This window comes from Nitrosomonas supralitoralis (assembly GCF_003011925.2).
GTDB classification, from domain to species: Bacteria; Pseudomonadota; Gammaproteobacteria; order Burkholderiales; family Nitrosomonadaceae; genus Nitrosomonas; species Nitrosomonas supralitoralis.
This window is the reverse complement of the sequence record NZ_PXXU01000020.1, coordinates 41,202-58,463: the sequence shown is the minus strand read 5'-3', so window position 1 is coordinate 58,463 and position 17,262 is coordinate 41,202. Positions and strand designations below refer to the sequence as shown.

The window sequence follows — 17,262 nt, the reverse complement described above, 5'->3', positions numbered from 1 at the left end:
CCAGGTACCGGCGTAAATGGTGAGCAAATCACAATCGCCGGTGACGGTAACATCACCACACTGGCGGACATTGAAACCTACGTACTGGAAGATGATTCCACCAATGCACGAGCTCTGACGCTTGGCCCAGAGGCACTGATCTTGGTTGCCAATAATGCCGATGATACCATCACGGTAGATGCCGCTAATTTAGAACAAAACACAGTGTTAACGCTTGGAGCAAGCGCCTCCTCACTGATAATCAACAGTCTAGTGGGTGATATTGATGCATCCAATCTCACCGGCGCATTGATAATTACCACTGCTGATGCAGCGGATAATGGTATCAGCATTACAACGGGATCGGCAGCAACATCCGTAGATGTGGCTGCAGGAGCTGCTACAGATACAGTAAGTATTGATGCAACGGCGTTAGCCAATAATACAACTTTGACCATTACTTCCGCTGCGGCAGCAGCAGGATCAGTCAACATCTCGAATCTTACGGGAGATCTAACAGTTTCAGATCCGGCCAGTGGCGCAATTAGTGTTACTGTGACTAATAATACGATAGATGATGAGATTGCTATTGTAGCGGGCACCTCCAATCTGGTAGTTAATAATGTTGCAGATGGCGATACTGTAACAATAACCGGATTTGCGGGATCTACATTGACAGGGGCAATCGCTGGCGCAACTGGGAAATTTAATATTACTGCTGGCACAGCGACAAGCAGCATCATGACAGGCGCCGGCGATGATACATTTACCTTTGCAGCAGTCACTGGTTTAACCAGTGGAGATATCGTGGATGGCGGAGCAGGTACAGACACGGTTGCCTTGACCGGCAATACAGCTTTTACCGCAACAAATGATTTTGATAATGTTCAGAATATTGAGGTCATCACTTTAGGCAATACCAATACAGCTGTCACAATTACTACGCAGGATACCCTGGTGGCATCGGGCGCCACTCTGACGCTTTCAAATGCTGCCAATTCAGGTGCGCTGACATTTAACGGTGCGGCAGAAACAGATGGCGCCTTCAATATCACCGGTGGTTCTGGAATTGACAACATTACCGGCAGCTCTGGAAATGACACGCTGACAGGTAATAACGGTAACGATAGCATGACCGCAGGACTCGGTGATGACACGCTGTCTGGTGGCACGGGTAACGATACGTTTACGTTTGCTGCAGTCAGCGGTTTAACCAGCGCAGATACTGTAGATGGAGGGACAGGAACGGATACGGTTGCCTTGACGGGAAACACCGCCTTCACGGCAACCAATGATTTTGATAATGTTAAAAATATCGAGGTTATTACGTTACAGAATACCGATACAGACGTCACGATTATCACGCTGGATACGCTGGTTGCATCAGGGGCCACCTTGACGCTTACGAATGCTGCCAATTCAGGTGTGCTGACATTTAATGGGGCCGCAGAAACAAATGGCACATTCAATATCACCGGTGGTTCTGGAAATGACAACATTATTGCTGGCGCAGGAAATAATACACTCGCGGGTGGTGCGGGTGACGATACGTTCACTTTTGTCGCCGGAACGGGGTTGACGACTGATACCGTCAATGGCGGCACCGGAACCGATACAGTCGTGCTGACGGGAACCACAGCAGTAACCGCAACTCAGTTCAATAATGTAAGCAATATTGAATTCATCACATTATCTGACATGGTCAATACAGCTGTCGCCATCACTACAGTTAATGCCCTGGTTGCGGCAGGTGCCACTTTGACGTTATCGAATGCTGCCAATTCAGGTGTATTGACATTTAACGGTGCCGCAGAAGCTGATGGTAACTTCAATATTACGGGTGGAACCGGTAATGACATTATTACCGGCGGTTCAGGAAGCGACATTATTACGGGTGGCAATGGTAACGATAGCATGACCGCTGGATTGGGTAACGATACGCTATCTGGCGATACAGGTAATGATACCTTTACCTTTGCAGCAGTGACTGGTTTAACCAGTGCAGATATCGTGGATGGCGGAACAGGCACAGACACGGTTGCCTTGACCGGCAATACAGCGTTCACGGCAGCTAATGATTTTGATAATGTTCAGAATATTGAAGCCATTACACTAGCCAATACCAATACAGCCGTTACAATTACTACGAAAGATACCCTCGTGGCAGCGGGAGCCACTCTAACGCTTTCAAATGCTGCCAATTCGGGAATACTGACATTCAATGGTGCGGCAGAAACCGATGGCACCTTCAACATTACCGGTGGCTCAGGTAATGACATTATTACCGGTGGCTCTGGAAATGACACACTGTCTGGAGGAAACGGTGCAAATAGTATAACGGCTGGATTGGGTGATGACACGCTGTCTGGTGGCACGGGTAACGATACGTTTACGTTTGCTGCAGTCAGCGGTTTAACCAGCGCAGATACTGTAGATGGAGGGACAGGAACGGATACGGTTGCCTTGACGGGAAACACCGCCTTCACGGCAACCAATGATTTTGATAATGTTAAAAATATCGAGGTTATTACGTTGCAGAATACCGATACAGACGTCACGATTATCACGCAGGATACGCTGGTTGCATCAGGGGCCACCTTGACGCTTACGAATGCTGCCAATTCAGGTGTGCTGACATTTAATGGTGCCGCAGAAACAAATGGCACATTCAATATCACCGGTGGTTCTGGAAATGACAACATTATCGCTGGTGCAGGAAATAATACACTCGCGGGTGGTGCGGGTGACGATACGTTCACTTTTGTCGCCGGAACGGGATTGACAACTGATACCGTCAATGGCGGCACCGGAACCGATACAGTCGTGCTGACGGGAACCACAGCAGTAACCGCAACTCAGTTCAATAATGTAAGCAATATTGAACTCATTACATTATCTGACATGGTCAATACAGCTGTCGCCATCACTACAGTTAATGCCCTGGTTGCGGCAGGCGCCACTTTGACGTTATCGAATGTTGCCAATTCAGGTGTATTGACATTTAACGGTGCCGCAGAAGCTGATGGTAACTTCAATATTACGGGTGGAACTGGTAATGACATTATTACCGGTGGTTCAGGAAGCGACATTATTACGGGTGGCAATGGTAACGATAGCATGACTGCTGGATTGGGTAACGACACGCTATCTGGCGATGCTGGCAATGATACCTTTACCTTTGCAGCAGTCACTGGTTTAACCAGTGCAGATATCGTGGATGGCGGAGCAGGCACAGACACGGTTGCCTTGACCGGCAATACAGCTTTTACCGCAACCAATGATTTTGATAATGTTCAGAATATTGAGGTCATCACTTTAGGCAATACCAATACAGCTGTCACAATTACTACGCAGGATACCCTGGTGGCAGCGGGCGCCATTTTGACATTATCGACGGCTAACACAGGTGGATTGACATTTAACGGCGCAGCAGAAACAGATGGCGCCTTCAATATTACTAGTAGCGGACTCTCCAATGATACGATTACCGGCGGTGCTGGCGCTGACAGCATTGTTGCCGGAACAGGTACAGATACCATTGCCGGGGGAGGAGGTAATGACACTTTTACATTTGCTGCAGGTACTGGTCTAACTAGCGCAGATGTCGTAGATGGAGGTGCCGGTACGGACACAGTTGCTTTGACCGGCACCACGACAGTTGCTGCGACTAATTTTGACAATGTCAGCAATATAGAAATCATTTCAGTAACACATACAACAACAAATGTCGCCATTACAACCAAAGATGCCTTGGTTGCCGCCGGGGCTGTCTTAACGTTTCAGGCAATCTCACTGACTACCGGCGTACTGACATTTAATGGCGCCGCAGAAACAAATGGTGCTTTCATTATTACGGGAGGAGGCGCGAATGACGCCATTACCGGTGGAGCGGGCAATGACACACTGTCTGGAGGCAATGGTAACGACAGTATAACCGCTGGATTGGGTAACGACACCCTATCTGGCGATGCAGGCAATGATACTTTTACCTTTGCAGCAGTCACTGGATTAACCAGTGCAGATATCGTGGATGGCGGAGCAGGTACGGACACGGTTGCCTTGACCGCCAATACAGCGTTCACGGCAGCTAATGATTTTGACAACGTTCAGAACATTGAAACCGTTACATTAGGCAATACCAATACAGCCGTCACAATTACTACGAAAGATACCCTCGTGGCAGCGGGAGCCACTTTGACATTATCGACGGCTAACACAGGTGGATTGATATTTAACGGCGCAGCAGAAACAGATGGCGCCTTCAATATTACTAGTAGCGGACTCTCCAATGATACGATTACCGGCGGTGCTGGCGCTGACAGCATTGTTGCCGGAACAGGTATAGATACTATTGCCGGGGGAGGAGGTAATGACACTTTTACATTTGCAGCAGTCACCGGATTAACCAGTGCAGATGTCGTGGATGGCGGAGCAGGTACGGACACGGTTGCCTTGACGGGCAATACAGCCTTCGCGGCAGCCACTTATTTTGATAATGTTCAGAACATTGAAACCATTACAGTAGGCAATACCAACAAAGCTGTCACAATTACTACGCAGGATACCCTAGTAGCAGCGGGAGCCACTCTAACGCTTTCAAATGCTGCCAATTCGGGAATACTGACATTCAATGGAGCCGCAGAAACCGACGGAGCCTTCAATATCACGGGTGGAACCGGTAATGACATTATTACCGGTGGAGCCGGTAACGATACGCTAATCGGCGGCGCGGGCAATGACAGCCTTACTAGTGGTGCCGGCACAGATAGCATTACAGGCGGCACAGGTGCTGACACGATCACACTGGGTAGCAGCGGCAATGACAATATCCAACAAACGGTAATTTATAGTTCTACTTCTGATGGCGCTGCGGCAGGTGCGAGCAGTGGCGCCGATACAATTACCCAGTTTGACGCCAATGCTAATACTGGTACGGATGATTTAATTAAAATTACTGGCACTTTTAGAACATTACTCGATGACAATAGCGATGGCATTCTGGATTATTCAGTGAGCGACGGTGTTGATTTAGGAAACCAAGCCATTATCGGTGGCGCTAATCAGGAAGCTACCGTATTGCTCGATGCAGAGTTAGAAGTTGTACTGGCCGACTTCACTACTGTCGGACTAGCCAACTTGATTGCTGAACTGGGAGAGGAAATCGACTTTACTGCGATTGCAACCGGAGAAGAACACCTATTTATCATGAATTTTTCCCCCACACAAACTGCGCTGGTACTCTATACCGCCGGAATTGGCGGCGACGATATAATTGTTTCAACGGATATCCAGATTCTGGGTATCGTGACGCATAATGATGGTACAGGTCTGGCAGCCAATGATCTGACATTCTAGGAAGCATGAGCCGGCTCAAACATTGACAATATCTGTGACTTTCTTTTGGCAAGCGAATGATCATCCACTGTATTAAGTTCTAACCTTGCTAGAATAGTGACGGATAGTTCATGATTGAACACTGAATGAGTTAAAATTCACCCTATCACGTTTTATCTAATGATCGTTATGTCAGCACATTTCCCCGGATTCAAACACTCATGAAAGTAAACAGGCCAATTAGGCCAATAAAGAAAAAAATATCCGCTGTAAAATCTGATGAAGCGGAACAAACATCAGCATTTTCCGACTCACCGTCAACACCCACCTTCAAGCTGCAAAAACTTCTGGCACAAAAGGGATTAGGATCACGACGGGAAATGGAAGCCTTAATTGCTTCCGGTGAAGTCAGTGTAAACGGCAAAACTGCAGTAGTAGGCGACCGGGTTGGCGTATCAGATGTTGTGCGCATCGGAAAACGTGTAATTCGTCTCAACCTTGAAGAAAGTTTACCCAAGGTCCTGCTGTATCACAAACCGGAAGGAGAAATTGTAAGCCGCGATGATCCACAAGACCGCCCTTCCGTTTTTGATAAACTGCCGTATTTACGATCGTCCAAATGGATAGCCATCGGCCGCCTGGATTTCAATACCAGCGGACTACTGATTTTCACCAACGATGGCGCGTTGGCCAATCGCATGATGCACCCGCGTTATGAAGTGGAGCGAGAATATGCCGTGCGAATCCTTGGTGAACTCACCGAAGAGCAAATGCAGCAACTTACCACCGGCGTGGCATTAGACGACGGTCAGGCGGCATTCACCTATCTGGCTGATCAAGGCGGGGAAGGCGTTAATCACTGGTATCGCGTGATTCTAAAAGAAGGGAAAAACCGTGAAGTACGGCGCATGTTTGAAGCCATTGGATTGACGGTAAGCCGCCTGATGCGCGTACGTTTTGGTCCGATCAATCTGCCGCCAAGAATCAAACGCGGACAATGGCTGGAATTGGATGAAAAAGAAATTCGGCGGTTGTTGAATTTGATTAAGTAGCTTGCTTTTTTGTCCGCTTAACCATTTGACAAGTTCAACGTTCAAGATATGGGCATTGATACCTTATGTAGGGTCTGAGTCTAAGATGCTAAAGTTGCAAATAGACTTTATAGTCCATAAATACACGATATCACAATCGAATAAAAAACGGGCAATCGCCCGTTTTTTATTCGATAAACACCTGAATGTTAGATAACATTGAGTGATTTGCGGCGACGCGCCCACATTCCCATTATACCTAAGCCGGCCAACAGCATGGCGTATGTTTCTGGCTCTGGTACTGGAGACACGGCGTTAACATTCAACGTACCTGAATATGAAGCAAAAGTCCCCCCGCCAGCACCACTATGTCCTGTTACTGTGAGGATCAGAGGCCCTGTCAGATTAAGCTCGGACATTGTTACTGCTGTTTCCATAAAGCCTGTGGAGCTTAAGGTCAGTGAAACACCATTTAGATCAGCAGTCAAAAAATCAATGTTATTAAGACCCGCTCCAATAGTGATCAAACTTGCGCTTGTCGCAACCGGGCCTGCAACGTTAAATGTAAAAACATCAGTAAAATCAAAATTGTCTGTGTGTAAAGCTCCGAAAAATGTAGTGCCACCAACAATATCAATTGTGTTGTTAACATTGTTTGCGAAAACCCCAGTTGATGCGATAGCGAATACGCCTGCTACGGCTAGTTTTTTGAATATTATACTTTTCATAATTTATCCTCGAAAAAATTAGTTGTAAGCCCTCTCATTAATACTATCTATTAATGCCAATTAAATCTATAGCACATGCTTCCTGAATTATTAGGACATCTGTACTATAACCCTTGTTATAAGTGTACTATATTATATACAAACTTGTTACTGAATAAAGGCTATCGTTCTACGACATTCCAATGCTGATAGCCTTCAGCAGCCTTTTGCAGTGCAAAATTCCGTTCATCTTTCGGTAACTTGCTGAGCTTTATCACCGCATGATAAAAACGCGCCATATCCTGGTCCTGTTGTTTGAGTAACCCTTGAAATGCCGGTAACAACTGGGTATAAATCGAAACAGTAGCCAGCAGGGCATTATTCAAGTTTTGCCCAAACCACCGATCATAACTGCCAAGTTCGCTTTTGTCGGCTTTCAAGCGCAAAAATTCATCGCGTAATTGATCAAAAATATGAACTTTCCAGACACGCTTCTCAGAATCGCTCATACTTGAATGAAACAATTCTTGCAGTCTTTTTCGATGTTTGAATATCAAACGGGTAAAAATCTCTTCCCGTTCTCGTCGAACGCTTAATGTCGTTTGTTCGAACGCTGTTCCATTGCTTTTAAACCAGCGTTTGACACCCTCATGCTCGACTGCCGTTGCAAAAGATTCGTTAAAAGCAGTGTCACCCGGGACATAAACAACTTGGTGCGCCAATTCATGAAAGATCAACCGGGCAAGATCTATTTCGGAGTAACCAATAAACGTATTCAACACCGGATCACTGAACCAACCGAGCGTGGAATAGGCACGAGTCCCGCCGACATGCACATCGTATCCTTCTTGCCTGAGTTCTTCAGCATAGCGCTCAGCTTTTGCTTGCGAAAAGAAACCACGGTAATTGACGCAACCAACCTGCACAAAACACCATTCCTTGAGTTTAAGCGATAACTCGGGGGAGGCATAAACATTCCATACCACAAAAGGGCGCTCCAAATCCGCATAACTGGTATAGCTTAAATTATCCGGCAACTTCAGCTCTCGGCTAGCAAATTCGCGTAACTGCATAACCTTAATCAAAGAATCTTTTAGTTTTGGCTCAAGATCCGGATTTTCAATCATTGTGCTGATCGGTTGCGCACGGTGTATCACTTTAAAATGTCCATCGACAGCTTGTGCATAATAAGAGAGATTGGCGCAAGCACTGAGCCAACCAATCTGAATTACAACAAAACTAACCTTTAAGATATATAAAATTCGCAATATCACTTTGACTTATAAAGAAATCGCATTCCAGAAATAAAAATTAAATTTAACAACCTGAACATCGGATTACTCAATTTTTCATTAATTGTTACAAAAGATTTACATTCTTTCCAAGCTACTCTAAGCCTGACTACACTAGCCTGCGAATAGTAAGATTATGTTTCCCAAAATTAATTCCACAATAATTTTTAGCTTTTATTCAAAGTGTCATTCATTTTTCTAAAGCTTTGCCGATATGTCAGCATAAATTCTAATGGAAACAATCCGTAATAATGAAATCCTGGCACGCTTATAAAATAAATCATCTCAACACAAAACCACAAGCCAAACCAACTAACAGAAATCGGTTACATAGCAGGCCGTTGAAAAATGTTTTCGAGGCAGTTGACACAAGGCAAAAGCAGGCGAAGAAGCGCAGTTTATACTTAATAAATGTGCACTTTGAGCCTGCTCTTAACACCGCAGCGGCAACGCAGATAGTTTCTCAGCGGCCTGATAGTGTTTCTATACTTTTATCTTTCCTCGTTTTGCTACTTCATTCATGAAAACCAAACATGAAGAATTATTGATTCTAGGGATTACCATCGAAGGCCGTCCATTTCGGCCAAGTGACTGGTCGGAACGCCTCTGTGGGGCACTTGCCACTTATAATTGCAATGGTCGCTGGGAATACTCAGAATATGCTCAGCCTGTTATATATGAGGGAAAAACAGGTATCCATGTAAAAAACTCGTTAAAAGACATCAATCCAGTCATGTATCAATTTATAATGGATTTTGCTTGCCATAATCATCTCAAAATAATTCCAACGGGAGAAGTCATTTACTTGGAAGAATTCCCTGAAGTAACAGAAGTGGCATGGTCTGTAAGAAGACTGACACTTGCGCTGTTACTGCATCAATGGAAAATAAGATTCAAGAAAATTGTGTATTAAGCGCTAGTGCTGAGTATTATCACAAGCAGAATCAATTCTCCAAATATCCTTCAAAGTGACTTAAGGTATTCAACAAGATTGAGTCGTTGTTCTTTATTTAAGGCTGGAAGAAATGTGCCATCAGGCTGAGGCATCCTGCCGGAAGCAAACTCGTGACCACCATTATGGTTACCCCAAATATGTGTACGAAGCAAAAAGCCATCATAACCAGTCGATTTTAACCCAACTTTCACTGGATCAAACTCGCGCGATCCCACCATGAATTCATCGGGTCGATATTCACCTTCTGCAGGATCACCAGGCTGCCGTTTGGGCAAAAGCAAATCATACAGTGTTGGAACAGAGCCATTATGCAAATAAGGAGCAGTTGCCCAGATGCCGTTGAGTGAGCGAGCTTTATAAGCCAAAATTGAAGCGAAAGGTCTGACAGTTGTATCAGGAACATAATTGCCATGCTTCAGGGAAGATTGTATTTCGTTATCAAAAAATGTATGGGCAAAATCAAGCGATCGCTCAATCCATCTCCGCACAACCCATTTGTCTGAATCAGGCGTCGTCACCACATTGCGCGTAGCTAATGATAATAGTGCTACCGCTGGCGCTTCGCGTTGCAGTAACATGTTTCCCGTACTGACACTGACGTATTGATTCTGCAAAATACCGCTATAACCGGAAAACTCAATGCCGTTGGTCGCCATTTTAGAATCTGTTCCAACCGACGAAACAGCAATCATTTTGGCCACAATGCGACGATCTGGGTCAATACGGTCAATTTGACTGTGACAGGTTGCGCAATATCTGAAAAACAACTTCTCACCTTTAACCATTCGTGCTTTATCAATTTTAGGCAAAATATGCTCAGGCCATTGCGGCGAAGTTAATTTGCGCAGATGTTTCTCCACTCGGCGTAAATTCCGAATATCGATTGAAGATCGGAAATCAATATGCTTTGAACCAATCCCTTGTCCGCCAAGCACAGAAGATAACGTAAAACCATCTCTTTCCTGCCAGTCAAGCGTACCAAATACACCAATCAATTGACCTGCATTCCTGGCCATGGGTCCTAATCCACTGTTATCAACCCTCCCGTTCCATTGGACATAATCATGTTGCGGAACATCCCACAGAAAAGGATAACTAACCGGCGCATCGGCTGGATTATAGATTTTGTTGCGTAATCGAATGATCTGCTTATAGGTCAAATATCCTTGAATTCTTTCAATAATATGGTCTCGATTAGTGCTGCTGAGAACGGGCTCTACGTCTGACATTACTTCAATCAACTCTTCAGGGGTAAGAATATCGGCGAGCAATTCGCGCAATTGTCTTGCACTCATGATGTGCTCAAGCACGCGGTTATAGATTCTTCCAAACGCATCCAGTCGAGCATAGCCGTAGTGAGTTAACGGTCGCTTGGGATCCCTGGGGGTATTGATGATGGTATAAGTCTTGATTCGCTGGGCGAATTTGTTAAGATCTGCCAACACATCGTCTGCATTCTCATATTGATTTTGTTTCAAAACATTAGCAACGAAACGGCCACGCTTCTCCGAGTTCTCCAGAGTGGCATGCAATGCTTCTGCCAAATCAACCATAAAAGTTTCCAGGTCCGAATTAGCCGGACCACCATCAATTCGTATTCCCGTGCCCTGATAATTGATTTGAGTCGTATGGCAAGCTGCGCAGGTAAATCCCATATATGACTTGCCTTGATACTCATCCCGCACCATGCCAACGGGCAAGCCATCCGGATTGCTTATGGTTGGACGTTGTGGCAAATACCCATAACGATCAATGTTTTCATCGCTACGGAATAAAGCGGATGAATCAGGTTGCTCCAATACCAGAAAAAAACTGTACGGTAACAAATTAGAGCCTTGCGTCGTATTGTAAAACCACAAACTATCGGATGGCGACCAACCCTGATCAAGATAAACTGTTTGAGAGAATTGATCGCCAAACTTATCGATACCTTTCGAAATGGCACCACGATCAGAATCATTATCACGAAATTCATACATCCATAAGGCTATTCCGGTCATCAGCCAAATCATCAATGATAAGGCAAGAATTACCACTAATAGCTTGAGGAAAAAGAAGTAATTAATAAACCTAAATTTCATGCGGTGAATTGTAATTGTTCAGCAAGCATTCAGGTTTTATCTGATTAAATCCAGAGCATCCGAATAGCCAGCAAGAGTTAATTATGCAGGTATTGCTTCAAAACAACGATTTAAGGTCCTATTATGTTTAATATTAGTACAACTGAATCTTATTTTTCATATATGATTGCCAGTCAATTTTATGTGAAAAATATGTATAGAAAATAAATTTATCAATAATTATGAAGGACTCGATGCAGATTTTCTCATTTTGGAATTTTTTACTAGTCATTCACTTAATATTCTTAACGCCATTTGTATATGCTCAAGCAACAGTTCGTCTTACGGTTGAAGAGTTGCAGCGTGTTGGATTACAAGCAAATGGTCTTGTGCAGGCCGCTCGTTCACAAGTAAATATGGCCAAAGCAGGTGTAATAGCCGCATCTGCATTTCTCAACCCCGAAGTAACTGTAATCGCTGGTCCAGATGACAGGCGCCTTCCTTTTGATCTTACTGGACCTGGAACCATGCAGCGCACTCTAACGGTGAACCAGGGAATTGAAAATCCTTTCATGCGAAATGCTCGCATTGGCGCATCAGAAGCTGGAGTCGACGCGAGTCGCGCCAGTTTTGATCAAGTACGTGCAGACTTAGCGGCACAACTGAAAGTCAGAGCTTATGAGTTATTGCTACGAATAGAACAAGCTGCTTTGGAGCAGAATATTTACGACCTATTAAATGAAGTGCGACGCCGTATTGCTGTCAATGTCGAAAGAGGTGAAGTCGCGCGTTTTGAACTCATCCGGGCAGATACCGAACTACAAAGCGCGGCCAATCGCATGGAAGCCGCACAGCTAACAGCACAACGCGCTCGAGTAGTGTTACTGCAACTGACCGCAGGAGCTATTCCGAATAACTTTGAAATTCAAGCCTCTCTGAAAGATCCGATTAACTTACCTTCACTGGATAGTTTACGTCAGGAACTACCGTCTGTGAACCCGGATATCATCCGTTTGCAGGCTGAGCAAGAACGTGCCAAGTTACGAATCGATCAGGAAAAAGCTTCGGTGCTACCGCAAATTAATTTTTTGTATACCAATTATCAAGACGCGCAGTTTGCTTCCAACCTTGCGGGCGTGAGCGTTAGAATTCCTTTACTCTATCAGCGTCGTGGTGAAATTGACACCGCTATATATGACTCCGCGCGAATACGGGAAACACTTGAATATCGCCGTTACGAAATTAGTCAATTGTTTGAAGCAGCATGGCAGTCCCTGCAGATTGCGCAACGCAGAGTGGATATGTTTGAGGGTGGCCTGATCAAGGAAGCAGAAAATGCAGTAAAAGTTGCCGAAGCCGCTTACAAATTTGGTGAACGAGGTTTGATTGAATTTTTAGATTCGCAACGTATACTCCGGGGAATCCTGGGTGATGCCTTGCTAGCACGTTTTGATCTGCAATCGGCCGTCGCCGAAATTGATCGTCTGCGCGCACATTATCCCAAGGAGCTGATTCCAGAATGAGTTTCAAACTAATTTTTTTCAACTGCATTGTTTTTTCTGCACTAGTGCTATCAGGGTGCGATAATAGCGGACCAACCAAAACTTCCGATAAAGAATCAATTCAAAGCGAATTCGAAGAAAACCGAGATATCAATAGAATTACTGTCCGACCCGAGCTAGCAAGCCGGTTAGAAATCGGACAACCATCCTTAATTGATCTCGCTGATAAAATACTTGTTCCGAGCAGAGTGCAAGTCGATGAGGAAAGAACAGCGCAGATTGGCTCCTATGTAACCGGAAGAATTATCAACCTGTTTGTCATCTTAGGTGATTACGTTACGGCAGGTCAGTCGTTAGCCCGCATTACCAGCCCCGATTTAACACAATCTCAACTGGCATATTTGCGCGCTTCTTCGCGCGTGGTTGTAACCCAGAAAGCAGCTGAACGCGCGCATCTTTTGTTTGCTGCTGATGCGATCGCTCAGGCTGAAGTGGAACGACGTCAATCAGAATTGGAAATTGCTCAGGCTGAATTGGGCGCCGCCACTGATCAATTAAGATTATTTGGAATGACTGACGCTGAGTTAAAAGAATTATCCAAAAAGGGAAAAATTCTTCCGTGGCTGGACGTCAAAGCAACCCGGGAAGGGTCTGTAATTGCACGGAATGTGATTGTAGGCCAGGTAGTACAACCTTCTGACCCACTATTTCAAATCGCTGATCTTTCATCCGTCTGGGTGGTTGGTGATGTACCCGAACAAATAGCGCGTGACGTGAAAGTGGAACAGCATGTAGAAATCAATGTACCCGCGATAGGTCGTGATGAATTTGATGGCGTCATAATATTTGTCTCGGATACAGTTAATCGTCTGACTCGTACTGTAATGACCCGGGTAATGGTAGAAAACCCGGAGCGAAAATTGAAGCCGGACATGCTGGCCAATATGCACATTACCGATACACGCCAAAAAACCCTGGTCGTCCCGGAAGCAGCGATTGTTCGAGAATTAAACCAGGATTATGTTTTTGTCGCGATCAGTGATAATCAATTTCAACGCGTGCCTGTCGAACTGGGCCCTGAAGTGGCCGATTTCCGTCCTGTGCTAAAAGGGCTCTCGATTGATCAACGGATTGTGATGGAAGGTGCTTTCCATTTAGATAGCGAGCGCAAGCTGGCTGAATTGGAATAATCATGATGGCTGCTATTGTACGTGCGGCATTAAACCAGCGTCTACTAGTGTTGGTACTCGGCCTGATACTGTGTATCGCAGGTGGATTTGCCGCGAGAAATCTGTCGGTAGATGCATTTCCTGATGTTACCAATATTCAAGTACAAGTAGCCACGGTAGCCATTGGCCGCAGTCCTGAGGAAATGGAGCGATTAGTCACGGTACCGGTTGAGATCGCCATGACCGGTCTGCCGGGTTTGGTCGAAATGCGCTCAATGAATAAAAGCGGATTATCATTGATCACCCTGGTTTTCACTGACCAAACTGATGTTTACTTCGCGCGCCAGTTGGTGATGGAACGCATCATTGATGTCACACCTCGCTTGATACCTGGTATTACACCCGTACTTGGACCGGTTACCACTGGATTAGGCGAGGTCTATCAATATACTATCGAGCATCCGAATGATGGCACACGAACTCTAACCGTTGAAGAACTCACTGAACGCCGTACAATTCAAGACTGGGTGGTTCGTCCATTATTACGATCAATACGTGGTGTTGCGGAAATCAATTCAATGGGTGGGCACGTCAAGGAATATCAGGTCTACGCCGATCCCAACAAGTTACGACACTACAATCTGACACTGACGGATGTAGATCGCGCTCTGGCCAGCAATAATGCCAATGCCAGCGGAAATATACTGGCATTACATTATGAGCAATATCTGATCCGCGGCGTGGGTCTGATTGCTACGCTGGACGATATTCGTAATATTGTGCTGCGACAAATGGACGGCGTACCGGTTTATGTCCGCGATGTCGCCGAAGTGACATTTGGCGGAGAAGTTCGCCAGGGTGCCAGCATCAAGAATGGCTATACCGAATCTGTTGCAGGTATTGTGATGATGCTGCGCGGTGGTAATGCCAAAGAAATTGTCGGCCGAATCAAGGAAAAAGTTGCTGAAATCAATGAACGGGGATTGCTGCCAGATGGTTTGCAAATTGTGCCGTTTTATGACCGCACCGACCTGGTGGATGGCGCATTATCTACGGTGCAAACCACACTGATGGAATCTCTGATTCTGGTCATTGTGGTGCTATCGATTTTTCTGGGAACTATTCGCACCAGTATCGTCGTTTGTTTCACCCTGATTATCACACCGCTAATTACTTTTATGGTGATGAATTATTATGGCATGCCGGCCAATTTGATGTCATTGGGCGGATTAACGATTGCACTAGGTATGATGGTTGATCCCACCGTAGTCGTCGTTGAAAACATTTATCAGCGCCTGGGCCAGGCAAAAGGCACAGGACAGTCCAAGTTTGATGTAATTGTTAATGCGGTTTCTGAAGTCGGAACACCGGTTATTTTCGGCGTATTCGTTACAATTCTTGTTTTCCTGCCACTGATAACTCTTGAAGGTATGGAAGGAAAAACATTCAGCCCGTTGGCGATGACAATTGTTATCGCCTTGGCTGTTTCGCTCTTTGTATCATTACTAATATCACCAGTATTGAGTGATTTTCTTCTGCAAGGCGGAGGTGAGCAGGATACAAAAATTGTCGTGGCGCTAAAAGGAAGCTACCTTCGAGTTTTTAACCTGGCAATGCGCAATCAGAAAAAAACCATGATTATCGCGGTGAGTGCTCTGATGCTTGCTTTTGCATTATTTCCATTCCTGGGAAAATCCTTCATACCGGTAATGAAAGAAGGTGCTGTAACGCCGGTAATCATCCGCGCACCCTCTATATCGCTGGAAGAAGCAATCAAACTGGAAACTGAGGCACTGCAATTGATTACAACCGTTCCAGGCGTAAAATTCGTGGTATCTAAACTTGGACGTGGAGATACACCCGCAGATCCAGCATCGCAAAATGAATCCGATCCGATCGCGGTTCTGGATTTGGAACACTCTGGACGCACACAAGTAGAGATTGAAGAAGATATACGTAAGGCTTTGGACGTAATACCGGGCGTCAATGTCGTATTATCCCAGCCTATTGAGCAACGCGTGGATGAAATGGTGACCGGTGTCCGATCGCAAGTAGCCGTTAAAATTTTTGGCGATGACCTGGAACAATTGCGCAAGTTATCTGAACAGGTGGCACGTATCGTCAAATCGACGCCAGGAGCCAGAGATATCCGTATAGAGCGCTTATCCGGTCAACAAGAGTTAACCATAAACATTGATCGCCGGGCCATTGCACGGCACGGTATTAATGTTTCGGATGTCAACGAATTGATTTCCACTGCAATCGGCGGCAAAGCCGTTACTCAGGTTTTTGAAGGTGAGCGTCGTTTCACGCTGCTTTTACGATTCCCAGAGAAATTTCGTTATGATGTGGAAGCCATCAAAGATCTCATATTAAGGCCAGTTAATAATACGGCAGCACAAGGTAAAATGGCACAGGGCGGTATGTTAGTCCCGCTCAGCGCTGTGGCAGACATTAAAGTAGTCGATGGCCCTGCGATCATCTCGCGCGAATTCGCCAAGCGTCGCGTAGTAGTTGGCGCTAATGTGCACGGTCGCGATATGGGAGGATTTGTGGAAGAATTACAGGCACGTACCGCGAAAGAAATCAAACTGCCAACGGGATATTATTTTGTCTGGGGCGGGCAATTTGAAAATATGCAACGCGCAATGGCAACACTTTCCGTGATCGTGCCGGTTACGCTGGCAGTCATTTTCTTCTTGTTGTTCATGTTATTCAATTCAATCAAGCTGGCTGGGTTGATTTATCTGGTTTTACCGTTTGCTTCTGTCGGCGGTGTTGTCGGACTTTTTGTTTCCGGTCAGTACCTTTCGGTGCCAGCGTCAGTAGGCTTTATTGCTGTGTGGGGCACATCGATATTAAATGGTGTGGTCCTTATCTCTTTTGTGCGGGAACTGCGGGATAAAGGCTTAACTGTCGAAGAAGCGGTCAGAAAAGCGTGCGAGCAGCGCTTCCGGCCCGTCATGATGACTGCAGCGACAACCGTTCTAGGCCTGGCGCCGTTTTTGGCAGCCTCTGGATTGGGTTCTGAAGTACAAAAACCCTTGGCTATCGTGGTCATATGCGGACTAACAACAGCGACAATGATGACCATGGTGGTCATGCCAATGCTCTATCGATGGTTTGATGATAAATCTGATAAAGTACCGCCAGTTCAACCTGAGAAACTGTCTCCTCCGGTTGCATGATAGTAATTTACTAAGTAACTATGTGATACTGATTATCGATTGTAG

9 protein-coding genes are annotated in these 17,262 nt (G+C 45.5%); 6 read left to right on the top strand and 3 right to left on the bottom strand.

Annotated features, from left to right (window positions below; genetic code table 11):
* Positions 1-5,334 (top strand): beta strand repeat-containing protein (locus C7H79_RS08205; RefSeq protein ID WP_106706799.1); only part of this gene is annotated, 5,334 nt, incomplete at its 5' end.
* A gap of 200 nt (positions 5,335-5,534) precedes the next feature.
* The gene (gene rluB / locus C7H79_RS08200) at positions 5,535-6,365 is read left to right on the top strand and encodes a 23S rRNA pseudouridine(2605) synthase RluB (RefSeq protein ID WP_106706798.1); all 831 of its coding nucleotides are present in this window, start codon (positions 5,535-5,537) and stop codon (positions 6,363-6,365) included.
* Between the two features lie 188 nt (positions 6,366-6,553).
* Here the strand turns inward: rluB and C7H79_RS08195 are convergent, their stop codons facing one another.
* Both C7H79_RS08195 and C7H79_RS08190 read right to left on the bottom strand, forming a co-directional pair.
* Entirely contained in the window at positions 6,554-7,072 is a 519-nt protein-coding gene (locus C7H79_RS08195) for an FxDxF family PEP-CTERM protein (protein ID WP_106706797.1), read from the bottom strand.
* Positions 7,073-7,233: 161 nt separating this feature from the next.
* Positions 7,234-8,325, bottom strand: a complete 1,092-nt coding sequence (locus C7H79_RS08190) for an aminopeptidase (protein WP_258577626.1) — start codon at positions 8,323-8,325, stop codon at positions 7,234-7,236.
* A 538-nt stretch (positions 8,326-8,863) separates the two neighbouring features.
* Here C7H79_RS08190 and C7H79_RS08180 point away from each other — a divergent pair.
* Entirely contained in the window at positions 8,864-9,256 is a 393-nt protein-coding gene (locus C7H79_RS08180; RefSeq protein ID WP_106706795.1) for a DUF3579 domain-containing protein, read from the top strand.
* Between the two features lie 50 nt (positions 9,257-9,306).
* Here C7H79_RS08180 and C7H79_RS08175 read toward each other — a convergent pair whose 3' ends face one another.
* Complete coding sequence (locus tag C7H79_RS08175) at positions 9,307-11,298, bottom strand: di-heme-cytochrome C peroxidase (RefSeq protein WP_242447208.1); 1,992 nt, start codon at positions 11,296-11,298, stop codon at positions 9,307-9,309.
* A gap of 314 nt (positions 11,299-11,612) precedes the next feature.
* Between C7H79_RS08175 and C7H79_RS08170 the strand changes: the two genes are divergently transcribed.
* Genes C7H79_RS08170 through C7H79_RS08160 form a run of 3 tightly spaced genes read left to right on the top strand, consistent with a single transcriptional unit; the run spans position 11,613 to position 17,217 of the window.
* A complete protein-coding gene (locus tag C7H79_RS08170; RefSeq protein WP_106706793.1) occupies positions 11,613-12,881 on the top strand; it encodes a TolC family protein in 1,269 nt (422 codons plus the stop codon).
* Positions 12,878-14,050 (top strand): efflux RND transporter periplasmic adaptor subunit, encoded by a 1,173-nt coding sequence (locus C7H79_RS08165; RefSeq protein ID WP_106706792.1) that lies wholly within the window; start codon positions 12,878-12,880, stop codon positions 14,048-14,050. Before C7H79_RS08170 ends, C7H79_RS08165 begins: the two co-directional genes overlap by 4 nt.
* 2 nt (positions 14,051-14,052) lie before the next feature.
* Positions 14,053-17,217 carry an efflux RND transporter permease subunit gene (locus C7H79_RS08160; protein WP_106706791.1) on the top strand — a complete coding sequence of 1,055 codons (3,165 nt, stop codon included), beginning with the start codon at positions 14,053-14,055 and terminating at the stop codon, positions 17,215-17,217.
* The last annotated feature ends 45 nt before the right edge of the window (positions 17,218-17,262 follow it).

Bases quoted from the DNA above. Each gene is read 5' to 3' on its own strand.
- rluB (WP_106706798.1), top strand. From the start codon at position 5,535: ATGAAAGTAAACAGGCCAATTAGGCCAATAAAGAAAAAAATATCCGCT.
- C7H79_RS08195 (WP_106706797.1), bottom strand. From the start codon at position 7,072: ATGAAAAGTATAATATTCAAAAAACTAGCCGTAGCAGGCGTATTCGCT.
- C7H79_RS08180 (WP_106706795.1), top strand. From the start codon at position 8,864: ATGAAAACCAAACATGAAGAATTATTGATTCTAGGGATTACCATCGAA.
- C7H79_RS08175 (WP_242447208.1), bottom strand. From the start codon at position 11,298: ATGACCGGAATAGCCTTATGGATGTATGAATTTCGTGATAATGATTCT.
- C7H79_RS08170 (WP_106706793.1), top strand. From the start codon at position 11,613: ATGCAGATTTTCTCATTTTGGAATTTTTTACTAGTCATTCACTTAATA.
- C7H79_RS08165 (WP_106706792.1), top strand. From the start codon at position 12,878: ATGAGTTTCAAACTAATTTTTTTCAACTGCATTGTTTTTTCTGCACTA.
- C7H79_RS08160 (WP_106706791.1), top strand. From the start codon at position 14,053: ATGATGGCTGCTATTGTACGTGCGGCATTAAACCAGCGTCTACTAGTG.